This window comes from Agrobacterium sp. GW821-FHT14E08 (assembly GCF_058803865.1).
Window position 1 is genome coordinate 1,275,625 of record NZ_JBXAPJ010000001.1, and the last position, 18,601, is coordinate 1,294,225.

Annotated in this window: 18 protein-coding genes and 1 tRNA gene; 2 read left to right on the forward strand and 17 right to left on the reverse strand. The window is 58.8% G+C overall.

Annotated features, from left to right (window positions below):
* Positions 1 to 210 precede the first annotated feature (210 nt).
* The 5 genes from AC1ROR_RS06260 to pcsA all read right to left on the reverse strand — a co-directional run bounded on the left by AC1ROR_RS06260 (position 211) and on the right by pcsA (position 5,813).
* Positions 211 to 1,284 (reverse strand): BMP family ABC transporter substrate-binding protein, encoded by a 1,074-nt coding sequence (locus tag AC1ROR_RS06260; RefSeq protein ID WP_142172666.1) that lies wholly within the window; start codon positions 1,282 to 1,284, stop codon positions 211 to 213.
* Positions 1,285 to 1,319: 35 nt separating this feature from the next.
* Positions 1,320 to 2,240 carry an ABC transporter permease gene (locus tag AC1ROR_RS06265; protein WP_035222932.1) on the reverse strand — a complete coding sequence of 307 codons (921 nt, stop codon included), beginning with the start codon at positions 2,238 to 2,240 and terminating at the stop codon, positions 1,320 to 1,322.
* Positions 2,240 to 3,331 carry an ABC transporter permease gene (locus AC1ROR_RS06270; protein ID WP_035222929.1) on the reverse strand — a complete coding sequence of 364 codons (1,092 nt, stop codon included), beginning with the start codon at positions 3,329 to 3,331 and terminating at the stop codon, positions 2,240 to 2,242. The genes AC1ROR_RS06265 and AC1ROR_RS06270 overlap by 1 nt, the downstream gene beginning before the upstream one ends.
* Entirely contained in the window at positions 3,321 to 4,877 is a 1,557-nt protein-coding gene (locus tag AC1ROR_RS06275) for an ABC transporter ATP-binding protein (RefSeq protein WP_164056569.1), read from the reverse strand. Before AC1ROR_RS06275 ends, AC1ROR_RS06270 begins: the two co-directional genes overlap by 11 nt.
* A gap of 210 nt (positions 4,878 to 5,087) precedes the next feature.
* A complete protein-coding gene (gene pcsA, locus AC1ROR_RS06280) occupies positions 5,088 to 5,813 on the reverse strand; it encodes a phosphatidylcholine synthase (RefSeq protein ID WP_035222923.1) in 726 nt (241 codons plus the stop codon).
* Between the two features lie 209 nt (positions 5,814 to 6,022).
* Between pcsA and AC1ROR_RS06285 the strand changes: the two genes are divergently transcribed.
* Positions 6,023 to 7,231 carry a UbiH/UbiF family hydroxylase gene (locus tag AC1ROR_RS06285; protein WP_498588894.1) on the forward strand — a complete coding sequence of 403 codons (1,209 nt, stop codon included), beginning with the start codon at positions 6,023 to 6,025 and terminating at the stop codon, positions 7,229 to 7,231.
* Here the strand turns inward: AC1ROR_RS06285 and AC1ROR_RS06290 are convergent.
* Complete coding sequence (locus tag AC1ROR_RS06290) at positions 7,215 to 8,153, reverse strand: AEC family transporter (protein ID WP_498588895.1); 939 nt, start codon at positions 8,151 to 8,153, stop codon at positions 7,215 to 7,217. The two genes, AC1ROR_RS06285 and AC1ROR_RS06290, sit on opposite strands and share 17 nt — an antisense overlap.
* Positions 8,154 to 8,186: 33 nt before the next feature.
* Positions 8,187 to 8,933 carry a cytochrome c biogenesis CcdA family protein gene (locus tag AC1ROR_RS06295; RefSeq protein ID WP_142172670.1) on the reverse strand — a complete coding sequence of 249 codons (747 nt, stop codon included), beginning with the start codon at positions 8,931 to 8,933 and terminating at the stop codon, positions 8,187 to 8,189.
* Positions 8,934 to 9,218: 285 nt separating this feature from the next.
* Between AC1ROR_RS06295 and AC1ROR_RS06300 the strand changes: the two genes are divergently transcribed.
* Positions 9,219 to 9,294 (forward strand) — tRNA-Lys (locus tag AC1ROR_RS06300).
* 111 nt (positions 9,295 to 9,405) lie between these two features.
* Here AC1ROR_RS06300 and AC1ROR_RS06305 read toward each other — a convergent pair.
* The 10 genes from AC1ROR_RS06305 to AC1ROR_RS06350 all read right to left on the reverse strand — a co-directional run bounded on the left by AC1ROR_RS06305 (position 9,406) and on the right by AC1ROR_RS06350 (position 18,534).
* Entirely contained in the window at positions 9,406 to 9,729 is a 324-nt protein-coding gene (locus AC1ROR_RS06305) for a hypothetical protein (RefSeq protein WP_498588896.1), read from the reverse strand.
* A 72-nt stretch (positions 9,730 to 9,801) separates the two neighbouring features.
* Positions 9,802 to 11,181, reverse strand: coding sequence for an SGNH/GDSL hydrolase family protein (locus AC1ROR_RS06310; protein WP_498588897.1), 1,380 nt, complete (start codon positions 11,179 to 11,181; stop codon positions 9,802 to 9,804).
* Between the two features lie 59 nt (positions 11,182 to 11,240).
* Positions 11,241 to 11,537 carry a hypothetical protein gene (locus tag AC1ROR_RS06315; RefSeq protein WP_498588898.1) on the reverse strand — a complete coding sequence of 99 codons (297 nt, stop codon included), beginning with the start codon at positions 11,535 to 11,537 and terminating at the stop codon, positions 11,241 to 11,243.
* A gap of 109 nt (positions 11,538 to 11,646) precedes the next feature.
* Positions 11,647 to 11,937, reverse strand: coding sequence for a hypothetical protein (locus tag AC1ROR_RS06320; RefSeq protein ID WP_498588899.1), 291 nt, complete (start codon positions 11,935 to 11,937; stop codon positions 11,647 to 11,649).
* Positions 11,930 to 12,817: a hypothetical protein gene (locus AC1ROR_RS06325; protein ID WP_498588900.1), complete on the reverse strand. Its 888-nt coding sequence runs from the start codon at positions 12,815 to 12,817 to the stop codon at positions 11,930 to 11,932. Before AC1ROR_RS06325 ends, AC1ROR_RS06320 begins: the two co-directional genes overlap by 8 nt.
* 62 nt (positions 12,818 to 12,879) lie before the next feature.
* Positions 12,880 to 13,266, reverse strand: coding sequence for a hypothetical protein (locus tag AC1ROR_RS06330; protein ID WP_498588901.1), 387 nt, complete (start codon positions 13,264 to 13,266; stop codon positions 12,880 to 12,882).
* Positions 13,263 to 14,783, reverse strand: coding sequence for a hypothetical protein (locus AC1ROR_RS06335; RefSeq protein ID WP_498588902.1), 1,521 nt, complete (start codon positions 14,781 to 14,783; stop codon positions 13,263 to 13,265). Before AC1ROR_RS06335 ends, AC1ROR_RS06330 begins: the two co-directional genes overlap by 4 nt.
* Before the next feature lie 10 nt (positions 14,784 to 14,793).
* Positions 14,794 to 15,549, reverse strand: coding sequence for a hypothetical protein (locus tag AC1ROR_RS06340; protein WP_498588903.1), 756 nt, complete (start codon positions 15,547 to 15,549; stop codon positions 14,794 to 14,796).
* Between the two features lie 54 nt (positions 15,550 to 15,603).
* Entirely contained in the window at positions 15,604 to 16,065 is a 462-nt protein-coding gene (locus AC1ROR_RS06345) for a DUF6804 family protein (RefSeq protein ID WP_498588904.1), read from the reverse strand.
* A gap of 72 nt (positions 16,066 to 16,137) precedes the next feature.
* Complete coding sequence (locus AC1ROR_RS06350) at positions 16,138 to 18,534, reverse strand: hypothetical protein (protein ID WP_498588905.1); 2,397 nt, start codon at positions 18,532 to 18,534, stop codon at positions 16,138 to 16,140.
* Between the last annotated feature and the right edge of the window lie 67 nt (positions 18,535 to 18,601).

Here is an 18,601-nt window from a genome sequence, read left to right on the forward strand (position 1 = left end):
CCGCGCTGCAAATGTCATGTCCTTCCGTTCGGTTGGCGATCTCAAAAATCGCGCCAGACGTGTATATCCAAAGTCACAATATAGTGAAAAACATCAAGTTGTCTGAAAAGCAAAGGCAAACTTCATCTGCAACGTAAAACACATGAAAATAACAAAGGCCGCACATGAATTTCATGTGCGGCCTGTTATCGGCGGGAATGGAAAGTCCCGTTACTGCGGCAGCTTGTCGTCCACGCCGGCAACGTAGAAGTTGAGGCCGAGCAGCACGCCGTCCTCGGCCTTTTCACCGGCCTTCAGCCATTCCGAACCGTCCTGCTTCTTCACCGGGCCGGTGAAGGGATGCAGCTCGCCCGACTTGATCTTGGCTTCGGTATCCTCGGCCATCTTCTTCACGTCATCCGGCATGTTGGTGTAGGGCGCCATGGTCAGGATGCCATCCTTCAGGCCGTCCCAGACGGATTCGGACTTCCAGGTACCATCGAGAAGAGCCTGCGTGCGCTTGATGTAATAGGCGCCCCAGGTGTCCTTGATGGCGGTCAGCTGCGTCTGCGGGCCGGCCGCGATCATGTCGGAAGCCTGACCGAAGGCCTTGATGCCGCGTTCGGCCGCAACCTGCATCGGCGCGGTGGTGTCGGTGTGCTGCGTCAGAATGTCGACGCCCTGGTCGATCAGCGCCTTGGCGGCATCGGCTTCCTTGCCGGGGTCGAACCAGGTATTGGCCCAGACGACCTTGACCTTGAACTCCGGATTGACCGACTGCGCACCGAGCACGAAGGCGTCGATGCCCATCACCACTTCCGGGATCGGGAAGGAAGCGATGTAGCCGGCAAGACCCTTCTTGGACATCTTTGCGGCGATCTGGCCCTGAATGTAACGGCCTTCATAGAAGCGCGAATTGTATGTCGCGACGTTTTCGGCGGTCTTGAAACCGGTGGCGTGCTCGAACTTCACCTTGGGGAACTTCTGGGCGACTTTCACGGTCGCATCCATGAAGCCGAAGGATGTGGTATAGACCAGCTCGCAGCCCGAGCGGGCCATGCGCTCGATGGCGCGTTCGGCATCCGGGCCTTCTGGAACGCTTTCAAGGAAAGGCGTCTCGATCTTGTCGCCGAAATGCGCCTGCAGTTCCTGGCGGCCGATATCATGCGCCTGCGTCCAGCCGCCATCGGTCTTTGAACCGACATAGATGAAGCAGACCTTCTTGGCGTCGGCGGCTTCCGCCGAGGAAACGACGCCGCCGAGAGCCGCAACGGAAGCGGCGAGTGCGATGACCAGTTTTTTCATTTTTACCCCTGTTGGTTTGGAGACTTGAGACTTCTTCACCTGTCCGGCACGAAGGATTTGCCCAGCGATGCCGGCGTGTTGATCAAGGTCGTGCGGCGATTATGCGAGATGATGACGAGCACGACAATAGTTGCAAGGTAAGGTAGTGCCGAAAGCAGTTGCGACGGCACGCCGATGCCGAAGGCCTGCGCGTGCAATTGCCCGATCGTGACGGCGCCGAACAGATAGCCGCCCGCCAGCAGGCGCCAGGGACGCCAGGAGGCGAAGACGACGAGCGCCAGCGCAATCCAGCCGCGCCCGGCCGACATGTTCTCCACCCATTGCGGTGTGTAGACAAGCGAGAGCTGCGCGCCGGCGAGACCCGCGCAGGCGCCACCGAACATGACAGCCAGATACCGCGTGCGGATGACATTGATGCCGAGCGCATGGGCGGAACCGTGATTGTCGCCGATCGCCCGAATCTTGAGACCAGTGCGGCTTTTGAACAGAAACCAGCTGATGCCGGCAACGAGCGCGATGGACATGTAGAAGATCAGGTCCTGCCGGAACAGCAAGGGGCCGAAGAAGGGAATCTCGGACAGAACCGGAAAGACGATGGGCTGCAGCTTGACACCCGGCAGGCCGACGAAGCTTTCACCCAGCATGCCGGAAACACCAAGACCGAGAATGGTAAGCGCAAGGCCCGTCGCCACCTGGTTGGTCACCAGTGTCAGTGTCAGGAAGCCGAAAAGCAGCGAAAAAACCGCGCCGGAAGCGATGCCGGCCAGAATGCCGAGATAGGGAGACCCCGTCATATGGGCGGTCGCAAAAGCGCAGACCGCACCCATGATCATCATGCCCTCGACACCGAGATTGAGGACGCCGGAGCGCTCCGCCACGAGCTCGCCGGAGGCGGCAAGCACGAGCGGCGTCGCGGCGGTAATGACGGTGAGAAGAATGGCCTGAAGCATATCCATCATGCCGCTCCTTCTTTGTGATGCGCCTTGCCGGTGAAGACGACCCTGATGCGATAGAAGATCAGCGTGTCGCAGGAGAGCACGAAGAACAGCATCAGCCCCTGAAACACGCGTGTCACCTTGTCCGAGACGCCAATCGAAAGCTGCGCCGCCTCGCCGCCCAGATAGGTCAGCGCCAGCACCAGCCCGGAAAGGATGATGCCGAGAGGGTTAAGACGGCCGAGAAAGGCGACGATGATGGCCGTGAAGCCGTAACCCGGCGAAATGCTGGGCTGGAGATGGCCAATGGAACCGGACGCTTCCGATATGCCCGCAAGCCCTGCCAGCGCACCGGAGAGCAGCAGCGAAAACCACACCATGCGGCTTGAGGAAAAACCGGCAAAACGCCCTGCCCGCGCCGACTGCCCGAGCACGGTAACCTCGAAGCCTTTCAGCATGTAGCGCATCATGAACCACAGCGCGATGGCCGCAACGATGGCGAAAACGAAACCCCAATGCGCCCGGCCAGATGCCAGCATTTCCGGCAGAACGGCGCTGTCGTTGAAGGGCTTGGTCTGCGGGAAATTATAGCCGCCCGGATCACGCCAGATGCCGCGCGTCAACCAGTCGAGAAACAGCTGCGCGACATAGACAAGCATCAGGCTGACGAGGATTTCATTGGTGTTGAACTTCGTCTTCAACAACGCCGGAATACCGGCATAAAGCGCGCCGCCGATGGCGCCCATCACCATCATCAGCGGCAGGATGAGCGGCGAATGCCAGTCGGGATAAAGCACCGGCAGGATGGAGCCGGTGATCGCGCCGATGGTGAATTGCCCTTCCGCGCCGATGTTCCAGTTATTGGAGCGATAACAGATCGACAGGCCGACGCCGATCAGGATCAGTGGCGCGGCCTTGATCGCCAGCTCATGCAGCGACCAGACCTCCAGAAGCGGCTCGACGAAAAACGCATAAAGCGCGTCCAGCGGGTTCTTGCCGAGCATGGCGAACATGACAGCGCCGACAAGCAGCGTCAGCACCAGCGCCAGAAGCGGCGAAAGAAGAGTGAATAGCTTTGAGACCCCTGCCCGTTTTTCAAGCTCAATGCGCATGCTGGGCGGCTCCCGAATGTGTGTGGATGCCGCCCATCAGCAGGCCGATCTTTTCAAGCGTCATGTCTTCCACGGGATGGGTCTCTGACAGCTTCCCGTCGGAAATGACAGCGATATTGGTGGCGACCTCGAAGATTTCATCGAGATCCTGACTGATGACGATGACCGCCGAGCCCGCCTTGGCGAGATCGACAAGCGCCTGGCGAATTCGGCTCGCCGCACCCGCATCCACACCCCAGGTCGGCTGGTTGACCACCAGCACGGCGGGCTGGCGGTCAAGTTCACGCCCGACGATGAATTTCTGCAGATTGCCGCCCGACAGCGACCCCGCCAGCGGATCGGCCCCGCTTTTGCGCACATCCATGGTTTCCGAGATGCGCCGCGCCGCCGCCTTGATAGTCGAGCCACGGATGATGCGCAGGAAACCGCCGGTCAGAAACGCCTTCCGATCAGAACGCGCCCGCGCCAGCAACAGATTGTCGGAAAGGCTCATGCCGGGAACGGCGGCGTGGCCATGGCGCTCTTCCGGCACAAAACCCGCGCCCATCAGCCGGCGGCCATTGATGCCGATGCGGCCGACCGGCTTGCCGCGCAGATGGATCGCATCATTATTATAGACCGGATATTCGCCCGAAAGCGCATCGAACAGCTCGCCCTGGCCGTTTCCGGCCACACCGGCAATCGCCAGCACCTCACCGGCGCGTACATTCATCGAAATCGATTTCAGCGCCACGGCAAAAGGCGTGCGTGGCGCAACCGAAAGCCCCATGACCTCGATCTGCGGTTGCCCGAGCGCGGCTCCCGTCGGCCGCGAAACGCTCGCGACATCGCTGCCGACCATCATACGCGCCAGAGATGCAGGCGTTTCCCTGCGCGGATCGCAGGCGCCCGTCACCTTGCCATGACGCAGAACGGTGGCCCGGTCGCAGATGCGCTGCACCTCTTCCAGACGGTGGCTGATATAAAGCACCGAACGGCCTTCGGCCTTCAGCTTCGCCAGCGTTTCGAACAGCTTGTCGGCCTCCTGCGGCGTCAGCACCGAGGTCGGCTCGTCGAGAATGATAAGGCGCGGGTTCTGCAACAGCGCGCGCACGATCTCGATACGCTGGCGCTCACCGACCGAAAGATCGGCCACATGCGCATAAGGGTCGAGCGGCAGGCCATAGGCGCGCGACAGCGTTTCCGCTTCCCTAGCGATTTCCTTCAGTGAAATTTTCGGGTCCAGAGACAGGGCGATATTTTCAGCGACCGTCAGCGCCTCGAACAGGGAAAAATGCTGGAAAACCATGCCGATACCGAGGCTTCGGGCCTCGCTTGGCGAGCCCACGGAAACCGGCCGGCCCTGCCAGATAATGTCGCCCTCGGTCGGCGAAAGAACGCCGAACAGCATCTTCACGAGCGTGGACTTGCCGGCGCCGTTTTCACCCAGAAGCGCATGGATTTCGCCCGGCGCTATATCGAGGTCGATGCCGTTGCAGGCGGCGAAATTGCCGAACAGCTTTGTCAGCTTGCGAACAGACAGGAGAGGCACGGCCTCCGGCGCCAAATTTCCAGTCACTGGTCCCTCTCTCACCGGCAGCTCATGCTTTCTTTGAAGCACTTCGACAGCTGCGGTTATTGTTCCCAATCACGGGGCAATGCGTATGCAATGCTGCGCGACCATGATGTATTGATAACTGTTTTGCTGCTGCGCACAACTGAAAAAGAAGCTGCTTAAATGCAATTTGCACAAGCAATAAACGGCTTTAGATTTTCCTTACTTTGCGCCCAGCGACGGAAAAAACTGCAATATTCCACCGATGCAATAGAGATAGATGCCGCTCGCCACGAATGCGACCACAGCCCATGTCGGCGTTTCGAAATGCATCAGCAGCGCATAACCGCCAAGCGCGCACCAGACGAAAACGACGGCCAGATTGAGCGGCCGCAGGCGCTTCACCCGCACCGGATGCAGAAAATTGATCGGCAGGAACGTGAGGAACACCGAGACGGTAACCACGGTCATGGCCGTGGTGGCGCTGGCATCCATGACGAAGAGCGTGAACACCACCATGTTCCACACGACCGGAAAGCCGGAGAAGAAATATTCATCCGTCTTCATGCCCATATCGGCGTAATAGATGGCGCTCGATACCACGATCATGCCCGCCGCCACGAAGGATAGCGGCTCGCCGATCATGCCGCTCTGGTAAAGCGCAAAGGCGGGCAAAAGCACATAGGTCACGTAGTCGATGATATTGTCGAGCGTATCGCCCGACCAGTTGGGCAGAACTTCCTTCACCCGCACCTTGCGGGCAATGGGTCCGTCGATACCATCCACCAGAAGCGCAAGCCCCAGCCACCAGAACATGTCGACAAAACGGTGTTCGGCGGCGGCGACGACGCCGAGAAAGGCCAGAAACGAACCGGAAGCCGTAAGCATATGGACGGAAAAGGCGCGGATTTCCGCGTAGGGAACACGCTTGTAGTTGAAAATTTTCATGGTCAGCGTCTGCGCCCCGCTTTTCATCCGCCCTGTTCATTCCGGTATGCGGCCATTCACCACGCTTTGCAACCGGCTCAATCCGCTTATCCTAAGACTAATATAGTGGCACAACCAACGAATCTTCGTGACTGAATGTTCCGGCCCCGAAGTGGATTTGCCCGCGCAAAGACACTATGATGTTCTGGAAATAACAACGGATCAGGACCATGAGACACTTCGATATCGCCATAACAGGTGCGGGACTTGCGGGCCAGATCGCGGCCATCGCGCTGGCGCGGGCCGGCCGTCACGTGGCGCTCATTGCACCTTCCAGCGACAGGAAGGACCAGCGCACCACGGCGCTGATGGACCAGTCCATCCGTTTCATGGACCGCCTCGGCCTCTGGTCTCGCATCGCCCCTGCGGCCGCACGCCTTTCCACCATGCAGATCATTGACGGCACCGATCGCCTGCTGCGCGCGCCGACCGTGCAGTTCCGCTCTTCCGAAATCGGGCTGGATGCCTTCGGCTGGAATATTCCCAATGAGGCGCTGCTCGGCGTTCTCAGCGAAGCGGTCGAGCAGGAACACAATATTACCCGCCTCGACACCACCGCCGAGACGATCGACATCGGCAACGACCGCGTCTCCGTGACGCTTGCAGACGGCGAAACGCTCTCTGCGGATTTCCTCATCGGCGCGGATGGCAGGAAGTCGATGGTGCGGGATGCGGCCGGCATCGGCGTCAAATCGTGGTCCTATCCGCAGACGGCCATTGTTTTGAACTTCGGCCATAGCCGGTCGCATGGCAATGTCTCGACGGAATTCCACACCCCCACCGGTCCTTTCACCCAGGTTCCCCTGCCCGGCAACCGCTCCAGCCTCGTCTGGGTCGTTACCCCGCAACAGGCGGAGGAACTGACGGCATTGCCGCTGGAGGCGCTCAACCTGCGGATCGAGGAGCGTATGCAATCCATGCTGGGCGCTGTTACCGTGGAGGACAGCGTGCAGGCATGGCCGCTTTCTTCCATGACGGCGCACCGCTTCGGCAAGGGCCGTGTCGCCCTGATCGGTGAGGCCGCGCACGGTTTTCCGCCCATCGGCGCGCAGGGTTTGAACCTCAGCCTGCGCGACATCATTTCGCTGACGGAACTGCTCGGTGCCGTCTCCGACCGCCCCATTGCCGCTGACGCCGGCAGCAGCTTTGACCGCAGGCGGCGTGCGGATGTCTACAGCCGCACCCTCAGCGTCGATCTCCTGAATCGCTCACTGCTTTCCGATCTTCTGCCAGTGCAGGTGGCGCGCGCGGCGGGCCTGCATGTCCTCTCCGGCATCGGCACGCTCAGAAGCATGGTCATGCGCGAAGGCATCGAGCCCGGCCGCGGGCTGAAGGCCCTGCCCTCGCTGCTGTTCGGCAGCTTCAAAAAGGCTGGATGAAATAGACCACGCCTGTCAGCGTGAGGACCGACAGCACCGTCGAGATGAGAATCGTCGCCGACGCCCTTTCCTGCCAGACATGATATTGCTGGCCGATGACGAAGACATTCGTCGCGGTCGGCAGCGCTGCCAGCAGCACGGCGGAATAGATCCACACCGGCTCGAAACGCCCGAGCGACGAGAGCACAAAATAAGCCGCGAGCGGATGCAGGATCAGCTTGGCCGGCACGATATAGCTGATTTCCACCGGCACCCGTTTCATCGGGCGAAGCGCCAGCGTCACGCCCATGGCAAACAGCGCGCACGGCGCTGCGGATTGCGCCAGATAATCCACCAGTCGCTGCACCGCCTCCGGCGGCTGCCATGACAGCGAGGCAGCGAGGAAGCCTGCTATCACCGACACGATGAAGGGATGGGTAATGACCTTGCGCGCCACATCCAGTGCAAGCTTCGCCGGGGAGCGCTTGTCACCGCCCGCAACCGCCATCATCGCCGGCGCGACGATGAAATGGGCGGCGTTTTCCAGACAGACGATCAGCGCCACCGGCACCGCCGCCTTTTCGCCGAGCGCCAGCAGCGCAAGGCCCGGCCCCATATAGCCGATATTGCCATAGCTCGCCGCGAAACTCTGGATGGTGGTTTCGGCGAGGCTGTTCTTTCGCACGAACCGGCCGATCAGGAATACAGCCAAGAAAATGCCGTAAGTGCAGGCAAGGCTGGCGGCAACGAAATCCATGCGCGCCAGCTCTTCCACCGGCGTTTTCGACACCAGCTTGAAAAACAGCGCCGGAAGCGCGGCATAGATGATGAATGTATTCAGCCAGCCCATCGCCTCAACGGGCTGTTTCGTGATGCGCGCCGCGCCGTAACCGATGAAGATCAGGCCGAAAAACGGCAAAAGCAATCCGACGATATCGGCCACGGTCTTTCCCCTGCCTCTAAAATACGCGGAGGCTTAGCCGATTTTCATCAGGATCGGAAAGGTCTCCTGGAACCAGATCGCCACATTGGTGATGAAACCGGACATGAAAGCGATACCGGTGAGCACCAGCAACACGCCCATCAGCTTTTCCACGAGACCAAGATGGCGACGGAAGCGCACGAGGAAACGCATGAAGGAACCGGAAAAAGCAGCCGCGATCCAGAAAGGCACCGCAAGGCCAAGAGAATAGACGGCAAGCAGCGCCGCACCGTCGCCAACCGTGTCGCGCGAAGCGGCAACACCGAGGATCGCGCCCAGAACCGGACCGATGCAGGGCGTCCAGCCGAAGGCGAAGGCAAGGCCCATGACATAGGCACCGGACAGCGTGGCCGGCTTGCCCGCCCCCTGAAACCGCGCTTCGCGCGAAAACACGCCGATGCGGAAAACACCGAGAAAGTTAAGGCCCATCAAAATGATGATGAAACCGCCGATCTTGGCGAGAATATCGAGATTCTGGCGCAACAATGTGCCGATGGTCGAAGCGCCGGCACCCAGCGCCACGAAGACCGTGGCGAAACCGAGCGTGAAAAAGAAAGCCGAAACCAGCACCGCCTTGCGCACCTCGGGCCGGGGCGCCGCATCCTCCGTCTTGAACTGCTCGACAGAAATACCCGCCATGTAACAAAGGTAAGGCGGCACCAGCGGCAGGACGCAGGGCGACAGGAAAGACAAGGCACCAGCCAGAAGCGCGCTGAACAGGGAAATATCGGCAATCGACAAGAAAGAACTCCGGATCCCGTAAAGCCCGCCGCGATTCGTAAAAGATTCGCCGGCACTTCACGCTTTTATTTTCGCACATGTCATTGCCGTAAAACGATTTCACCCGTTTGCCGGACATGTCTGAGCCGCTTTTATCCCCAGCCGCCCCCTGTCTCCAATCACCTTTTCGGGGGTGCGACAAAAAAAACCGGATTGATTGTAGAAAGCGCTTTTTTTGGGTTGACCGAACGGATCGCTCTACCTATGTTCCGCGCACTTCCGAAGGGCAACCAAGCCCCGACACGGGAGAGCGTAGCTCAGCCGGTAGAGCAACTGACTTTTAATCAGTAGGTCCAGGGTTCGAATCCCTGCGCTCTCACCACAAAATCAAATAAAATCAATCACTTACCGGCGATTTTGATGCATCGTGCGACCACCTTGCGACATTGTGCGACTAAAAAATGTCGCACAAGTCGCACGCTAGTTTGAAGCACTAAACGGGCTTTCCGCCAGCCCAGCGCGTCAACCTCGATATAATCAGATCGGAAATCCACATGGCGCTGGTACCAGTCAGGAACGCGGCTGCATTCATTGTCGCGATAGGATCCTCCGGCAAAGGCCAGTTGATGCTGTATAGGTAGTGCAGCAACGGCGTCGTGAGGTATGCAGCCGCCAGAGCACCACAGACGGGCGAGGCAATCATTTCCTTCCAGGTAACATTCGGACGGGACAGCGCCCGCAGGACGCCACCGAAAAGGCCAGCAAGCAGCACACCCAGCTTGATACCAATTGCATCGAGAAAATCAAAAAAGGACATGACGCCAGCGCTTTCGGATCAGGAATTATGAGCGCATTCTGGCATCATGCCCATGCAGTCAAATGAGGGACGTCACGCAGCCGGCCGCACCAGGCCGAGACGCGGAACCAAACCTTCAATGATAACGCACCGCTGGAGCCAGTTAACGTCTGCAGTCGGCGCTGCAGTCGCACCGAAAGCGGGAGCGAACCTGTAGGCGGAATTTGCGTCATCATTGACGGGATCACATGCAATGCCGCCATAGACGATCGGCATCCATCCGCCTGCACCTGACAGCGCACCCCACATCAAGGCACCGCCTGAATAGGTGCGCAAACCATTATTCGCCCGCGTGATGAAGCTTGTTGAAGGCGTCCGCTGCAGAGGGTTTGCCTTGACGAGCATAATCCCAGTGATTGTCTTCCCTGCCATCGAGGCGCGCTCAGCGGCATCAAAGGCGTTTGACAAGCTTGAGAAATGGCCGTTCGCATCCGCCGGCTTTACCCGCGCGGAATAGGTCGCTCCGGATCCTGAAAAAATATTCGCCGGGTCCGTATCCTTGGTGACGGTATTGCCAGCCACATTCTGGAAATTCACAGGAACCGAGCCAGTCCAGTTGGAAAGATCGCCATTACCAAACAGTTGCGTGCCGATCGGCAATTCCATCCAGCTGACCGTAGAGAACGCGCCGGCCTTGGAACTAATGAACCGGCCCATAAGGGCATCAGCAACGATCTGCGCACCCTTGGAGTTCGCCTCAGTGTCGGACAGATGCACGCCTGGCACGGGCTCACCCGGGCGGTAAAGCGACGCATCTTTGCCCGCCTCCATTATCCGCGCATGACTATCAATCAGCGTGAGGCTGGGAAACACCGAGGCAACACCACGAATGGCGTTATAGACGTTGTCATATCCAGCGGTATCGCGCCACGGGTTTTGCGTCGTTATAGCCTGGGGAACGCCCTGCCATTGCCAACTGATCAGACCGACGATGGACCAGAACAGGCCCCGGCCGATCGGGAGGGCATTACCCGGCGTTTCAAAGCTCGACATGTTATGGCCGTGATGGGTGATAGCCAGGTCGGGCTTTGGAATGGCATCTACGGCGGTAGGCTTTCGCGACGCTTCAAACATACAACCAGCAACCTGCCCCGGCAGGGCGGCCAGATAAATGACAATGGAACCGCGCGTGCCGGTACGAAGGGTGACTGGCGCGGCATATTCCTTCGGGCCATTCGCGGAGGAACCGCCCCACTCCGCCCAGCGGTAAAGGACAATCGTATAATCGTAGAGATTACCGAGCGCGACGACGAATTTGTAATATGGCCCGAACTCAGAATAACCGGTGCTGTCTGCGTTGATGAAGACGACGGCGTTCTGTCCAGCCTCCAATTTTGCCTTGAGCGGACCGAAGGCGTTGACCTCCCGAACCGGGCCGCCATTCGAGCCGCGCCAAGGCGCGAGAGCGGTCAAACCACGGCCAGGCTTTCCGCGAGCAAGCGAGGTGGACGCCAGACGCCGCAACGATGTTGTCATTGAACCGACACCTTGCAATTCGGAGCCGTCGCACCCGTCAATGACACAAAAACGTTGCCGGCGCTGACAAAGACGACCTGCCGGATTGGATCGCCGTTGCCATCGACATTTGCAGCGGAAAGCTTGCCGTCAGGCACCGGCACCTGGTCAGCGCCGTCGGCGCACTGGGTAAGCAGCTGGAGCGTTCCGCCGCCTAGGGATCCGGAGTAAGAGAGGACGCGATAGCCTGCGTCACTCTTTGCCTCGACGCCCATATTCTCAGTCACGTTCTGCGTAAAAGTTCTTGTCGGCATGTGTTAGCTCCAGCATCCTTGCCGCTGTCCGTTGCGGTCGTTTCCGATCACCCTTTCCGCACCCGGCCGATCGGCGGCGATCAGCGCCACCAGGCCAGACGGGGAAAGATTATTTTTCGCCCACCCCGCGCAGCTGGTCGCAGGCATCGACTGGCAGGCCGTTGCTGCGAAGGCCAAGAACGCAAAGCTGAAAATCTGTTTTGGTCTGCAGGCTCGCATCATCACCCTTTCTCTGCATCTCGACCTTGGCGGACGCTACGGCCATTTCCGCGATCGCGGCGGATTTGCCATCCCGCTTCGCTGCCGGCACCATCACAAGCGAGGCGACGGCATATGTGGCGGCAATACCCGCCACTGCGCCGCCGATCGCCACCAGCGCGATTTTGAGGCGGTCAAGCATCGCCTATACCCAAAGCGCGGCGAACGGCCGGCATGGTGGAGATTGCGTAGATCGCGAAGCCGACGACGACGGCCAGCAGCGCGATCTGCACTCGCCAATCGAGTTGGAAAGCACCCAACTTCTCGGTGATCGTCGTGCCTGAAATACCTCCCGCAAGTAACCAGGTCCAAAAGCGACCCGATTTCCGCACTGGTTTCGCTTCCGGTTTAACGGTTTTTACCGGGCCCGCAGGCGCACCGGTCGGCTTCGCTTTGGAAGGCTTCGGAGAGAGTGTCGCCGGCGTGTCCGCCGCAGTCATGAGCGCAGCGAGGTCGCGAACATGGCGCAAACGTTGTTCAACCTGCTCCGGCTTCACCAGGGATCTGTTCAACCCGTCGCCGGCGTAAAAACTCTGCCCACGCGTCACCTGGCGATGAGCACCTTGCGTTTCGGAGAGAACCGGGAAGCTTGCCCACTCCTGTGCAAGCTTCAGGCCAAACTGGACAAGATTGAGCTTACCGGAAATGAAATCTGCATAGCCGCGACGAAGGAGCAGATAGTATCCCAAGCGATCCTGCAGGCCTGACGAAAAGATTGTTCTGCCGTCGATAGAGCGAACTTCCTTGGCGATGCCCTGCAGCGTTGCGCGCATGAACTGATAACGGCCGGAAGCGCTCGAGGCCGTCTTATGACCCCAATTGCTACGCACCCACGTCTTGTTTCCCCAGTCTGCCTGGGCATCGACGATGTCGCCGTAGGTCATCTGGGTAAGCGGAACCGGCAGGTTTCCCTGCCGATTTCCAAATATCGTGTCATAGCCCTGCGGCGCTTCGATATCACCGATGAAATCCAGCAGGTTTTGCGCGTGCAATGGCACGGCGTCAGGCAGCTTTGCAGACATGAAAATGGCTCCGGTTTTACAACTGGAGCCATGGTAAGCGCGGAACGATACGGTCAAATGCGTCAGCTTTCCGGCTGTAGCAGCGCCTCCGCCTTTTCCGCATTAAGCGTTGCCGCGAGAAAAGCTTTCAACGTGTTGAAAAACTCACTGTCGCTCTCGATGATCTGGGCATCGTCCCATATGCCACGGAACTTTGCCGGCTGAAGTGCCTTGGCCGCCATGACGGTTTCAGCATCTGCGTTTGAAAGCCTTACCCAGAGTGTCGTTTTATAGAGGCGATACGGTTCGGCGATCGGCTCCAAATACGGATCCGGCTCATTTCCGGCCGCGAGCCAGTCGACATAGTCTTGCGCCGTGACGACGCAGCTTTCATGAGCGCCACTATCCAGCACGCGAGAGACAATTTGCAGCTCCGCACCAGGCGGCGTGATAAGTCGCCATTTCGTCATAGTTCGCACCCCGTGAAATACAAGTTGAGAGGACCAGCGGATGCACGAAGCCAACCCGCGTCGCCGGCAGCAAAACCGGTTCCCGATGTCGATATCTGAATTTCACCCGCGTACTCAGAAGAGCCACCTGAAAAATTCCATCCAGTCACACCCTGGGCGGCTCCCCAAGTCGTGAAGATGCCTGAGCCTTGAACAACGGCACCCGTAGGAGCGGCACGCGCCACCACGTTGTAATTCACGACAAAGGTGGCCTGGGAAGAACTGGTAGACGTCCCGAACGCGGGTACGGCACCAGCACCTTTTGTGAGGAAGCCAGGCAGATAACGACGGCAAAGGCGATCTTCATGCACAGGATCGCGCGGCGAAAATGGATCCGTCTCAAGCGTGGCATCGCCCTGGACAAAAGAACACCAGGTGATGTCATAGTTGCCCGCCTGCCTTGGCGTCAAAACCGTCGCAGCCTCAACATAATCATTTGCGGAACCGAGCACCTTGCCCGAAATTCCGGGAACAGAGACACCCCAACACCGCCGATTTGTAGCGGCGGAATAAATCGTCGTGGGGGTGCCGGCGGCAAACGTCATCGGCATGGTGACAGCCGAGGAGCCGCCCGTCCCGAAATTCTGAACGAGCTCGGCCGCGAGAGTTTCGTTTCCAGCTGGGCCGGTCACGTAGGAAGTTAGCGTGTGATCTCCCTTTACGCTTGTCACATCCTCGATACGCTGTGCGATGCGAAGCGTTCCGCTGGTCGGAGCGGACGCGAAGTTATAGCGCATCACATATTTTGCGCCACCGAACGCAGCGCCCAGCGCCAGTTGAAACTGAGAGACGACAACAGGCTGATTGGTGTTGTTCGTAACAAACCAGCGATCGAAGACGTAGGCCGACGCTCCGGCGCTGACCGTCTGGCCACCGCGATTGAGGATCGTACCGGCACCATTGATAAGCCGGTTTCTCAATCCGGCCAGAATGCCGCCGTTGATGGAGCCCACCTTGCGAATGGGATTTCCGAGCATATCGAGCGGACCCGTCATGCTGTCGCCGGTTCTATTGAGCCCCGAAATGAAAAAGCTGCGGAAAAGCGTGCCGTTCCCGCGCAACATGATCGCACCGCCCGACGCAAGCACGAGAGACGACGCTCCGTCGATTGTCTCCGCACCGCTCGGAACGATCGTCAGCGTACCAGCACCGACGTTCTTTATCGCACAGTTGAAATTCGGACCCATCATCGCGGCCGGACCGAGCGTGAATGTGATAGCTGTCGCCTTGTTTGCGATCAGGCAAAGCCCTTTATCGTCGGGTCCGATGGCGTAATCGTCCGTCTTCACCGCTTCGAGGTACGCGAAAGAACCGTCGTTTTTCTGATCCTCCCGGGCCATAGCTATGCCGCCAGCCGTCGCCCCGTCGTGGCCGTGAAAACGTTTCGTCGTTTCGTTCCAGACAAGGACACCGACGCCGTATGTTTTGGCAGCAATCTCTGCGGCCGTGCCTTTAAGCTGCTGAATGATAGTCGCCATGTCTTTTCCTTCAAGCGTCGGTAACCCGGCCGAGATCGCCGGGGAAAAGCTGCATCGGATCGGTCACCCGACCGAGATCGTAAAAGGTGCCCGGTGCGAAACCGGTGTACCCAGCCTGGGCGGCATCGACGAGGTTTTGAGCCTGCCCCGCCGCATCGATGGATTGTGCGGCGAACTCGGCAGACTGCTGTGCAAATCCCTCAGCGGCCAACTCGGAGGCCTCAGCCTGCGCAACCAACTCGGCAACCTGGTCGACATACTCACCGATCGCACCGGCGAGTGGCCCAGCCTTGAGCGTATCGCCGTCGAGATAGATTAGACTGCCATCGGGAATGCCGGCCTCAAGCATGACGCCAGGCGCGCCGAATTCCCGAACAACGGAACGATCGACGTCACGACGCAATTCCTGAAGCGTCACGCCAATTTTGGAGAACTCGCGCTCCAGAGCATCGGGACTGATCTGCGTTCCATTGCGGACGCCAGCGGAGCGCTCGTAAAGCCGGTCACCCACAACGATGTATTCTGTGAGATTTGAAATGGGACCCGGGAATTCGATCGTGAAGAAATCGAATGGCTGTCCTGAAACCTTGGAAACCCCGACAGTGACCGGTGCCCACTCACCACCGGCCACCGGCCGCGTGAAAACGGCGACGTCATCCAGGTCAAAGACACGGAAATTAAAAGGGCCGTAACTTGACCCTCCATCGCCAATGAGGATCTGGCTCAAGCGCAACTGGCGCGGCAATGGATAAGGTGTATCGGCCATAGTCGCCCTGCCTGAAATTTCGATCAGGCAGAGCTTAAGCGAGCGGTTGAGACGTTAAATGCGGTTGGACCGGTAAGCGCTTAGAACAAACACTCCCGCAGCCGCGAGGTTCAGCAATGACCAAATTTCGCGGTTTAGGTGCGTCGGTAAAAATGGATTGAATATTGCCGCGCAAATCAGGAGCGCAGCGGCCAATCCCCTGTCACTATTCCAAACAGAGATTGCGCTGAAAACACCTGCAGAAAAAACAATCACCCTAAGCAGCTGATAATAGCCATACGGCCAAGGAGCCAGTGCAAATATGAGAGCGGCTGCGGCCGAGATGGACACCAACTTTAGAGGCTTCACGGGCCACACTCCTCTCTTTAAGGCCACCCAAACAAATGCGAAAATCAGAAGCAGACCAAAAATAAAAGGCCAATAATCAACGGCGAAGTTGGTGAAATCTTCCAGCAAAGTTGAGGGGCCGAGCGACGGCGAATGAGGAAGGTCCCTAGCTTCAGGAAGATTAATCACGATTATCCTATGGTAGCTGATTCTCCATCGTACAACTTAAACACGCCTCGCAACAAAAGAGAAGCTAAGCAGTTACTTGTCCCCAAACGCTGCATCGGGATCAGGCAGACGATGGAACATCAGCTCCCCGGGCTCCCACCAGTGCGATGCTTTGGCCTTTTGCGCCTTGAAACTTTTGTCCGCATCTGGATCAAGTAACCATTGCAACTGGTCAACGAAGGCGCGGCGATACCAGTTACGTGTCGCAGGGTGCGACGAGAGGATTGGCGTGTAACGGCCGACATACTTCGCCGCGGCGCGCCCCACCTTCTGATCATCAGGATAGATGATAGCCTGAATGCCCTTCAATGTCAGATCTGCAGTGTCGGCAATGAATGCGCCGCCAATGCCGCCCAGAGTGGCAACAAGGCTCTGCCCGTAACGGTTTTCCGATTTATCGACGAAATCTGCAAACAAGCCACCACCGCCACCTTTCACGAACGCCTTCACCCAGAAGGTTCCGGCATTCTCGCCAAACATTTCTTCCGGATCCTTGCCGTTCAGAACATTCAGGATCTGGATGTAAAAGGCCGCGCCGATTGTCAGCGGAACGGCCATAGCGGCGAAATATCCGGAGCCCCGCGCAACACGGCCGGCCGCGCTTTTTGAAAGCATCGAAAAGACATACATCGCCTCCATCTGTCGCGCTGTGAAGCTCATGCCAAAGCTCATGAACTGGGAGCCGAATTCGGCAATTTCACCTAAAATGGTGCCGCGCTCGACCTTACCCGTCAGCACGCTCTTGATGCGCGGATCTCCGGCCGGAACAGACCGCTCCTGCCATTGCTGGATCAACTCGGCATATTTTTCAGCAAGTGTCCGATCTCCGGTTTTCTGGAATACGCCACCGGGATCGAGGAAACCCATGCTGTCTACGCCGGCGCGCATCTTGTGCCAGTCGTCAGGCGTAATGCCAAAACCCTCCATGGCCCGCTGCAGGAGCGGGTTTAGGTCGATCCAGTCGGTATCTTTTTCAGCCAGGCCCCCAAGCGTTTCATGCCAGGCCGTCGCCTCGAGACGCTTGCGGGCATCCGTCAGGGGCGAAAGAGCGTTCCAGGTCAGCGACCGATCGACAAGATAACGGCTCCATTCATGGCCAAACATCTGGTCGACGAAGCGCGCACTTTCGTTCATCGTGTGCAGATAATCGTCCCAGATCATTGCCCGCCGCGCCATCGCCTTGCGATCGCCGTCATTGGCAAAGCGTTTGAGGATGCCGCCGAAGCCGCGCACCACCGGCAGGCCAGCCAATCGGCGTGATGCGGCCGCCACAAACGGATCCGTTGCTGCAGCAAGAATACCGGTTGAGCCCAGCGCGGCCGACGTTGCTAGATTACGAATATCGCCAGCCCATTGCGCCGGCGCATCGAGGACGGTTTCACGGCCACGCAATGCCCGCCACAGGCTATCGATGCGATATTCCGCCATCTTGATCGCCGACATGCCCGGCACCTTGACGCCTTCGATATTAAGCGCGCCAGACTGCCGCTTGCCGATATCGACCTGCACAGCTTGTTTCAGCCATTCCATGGTCGCATCCGGATTAGGCCCGAAGCGCTCCATTGCGGCGATATCACGCGCCACGCCGTTGATGTGGTTGAAAATGGAGCCGATCGCGTCTGAGCTACCGAACTTCTCATTGTAGGCAAGCCAGCTACGCGCATCTCTGAAAATCAGGAAGCGGCTGTCCTGGTATTTGCTGGCCACCTTGCCTTTACCGAACTTGCGCCCCTCCGGACGGCGGTGCGCCCAGCCATCGGATGTGATCGTTTCGAAAACATAATCAAGCGAGCTATCGAGCCCGTTGGCGCCAATCACTTCCCCGGTGTTCGGATTGGTCATCTGTTCCGGATCGAGCAACGGCCGGATAAAATCTTTCCAGCGCTGGCGAGCTTCCTCCGGAGTACGTCCAAGCTTGCGGATTGCCCGGCGGTTATGGCTATGGACAATGCCCCAATCCTGCCGCTTCGGGATGTTGCCGCCGGCATCATTGAAGCGCAGCCGCAGATCCTCGAGGACGCCCGAGAGCGCACCCGCCAGCGCCTTGGCCGTAGGGTTGCTCACATGCTCGCCGTGCATGGCCGTGATGAGATCAGGAATATCAACCTTGTTCAAACGACGGCCGAGCCCCTTGGAGCGCCGAAAATGATACATCACATCCGAAAGCTGCCGATGCGCCAGGGCGATGATCGCATTGGCCTTACCGGCCATGCTCTGGGTGCCCTTGTAGCCGTTGTGGATCATGAGCGACAGTACAGCATCCAGCTTGTCCGGACGGCCTTTCTTGTCGCGGTAGTTTTCGATGAAGCCCGCCAGATCCTTGCGCGCCGCTTCTGTCAGATTGACCTGCCGGCGCATTTCCTTGGCATCAGCCCGCAACGCGCCCGCCACCTCATCGCGCGCGGCGGCCATCGCTTCACGGTCTGACATTCCCGTTCGTTTGCTATTGAAGCGAGCTTCGTAGTATCGGTTCAATTCATCCGCCTGGCGCGAATTG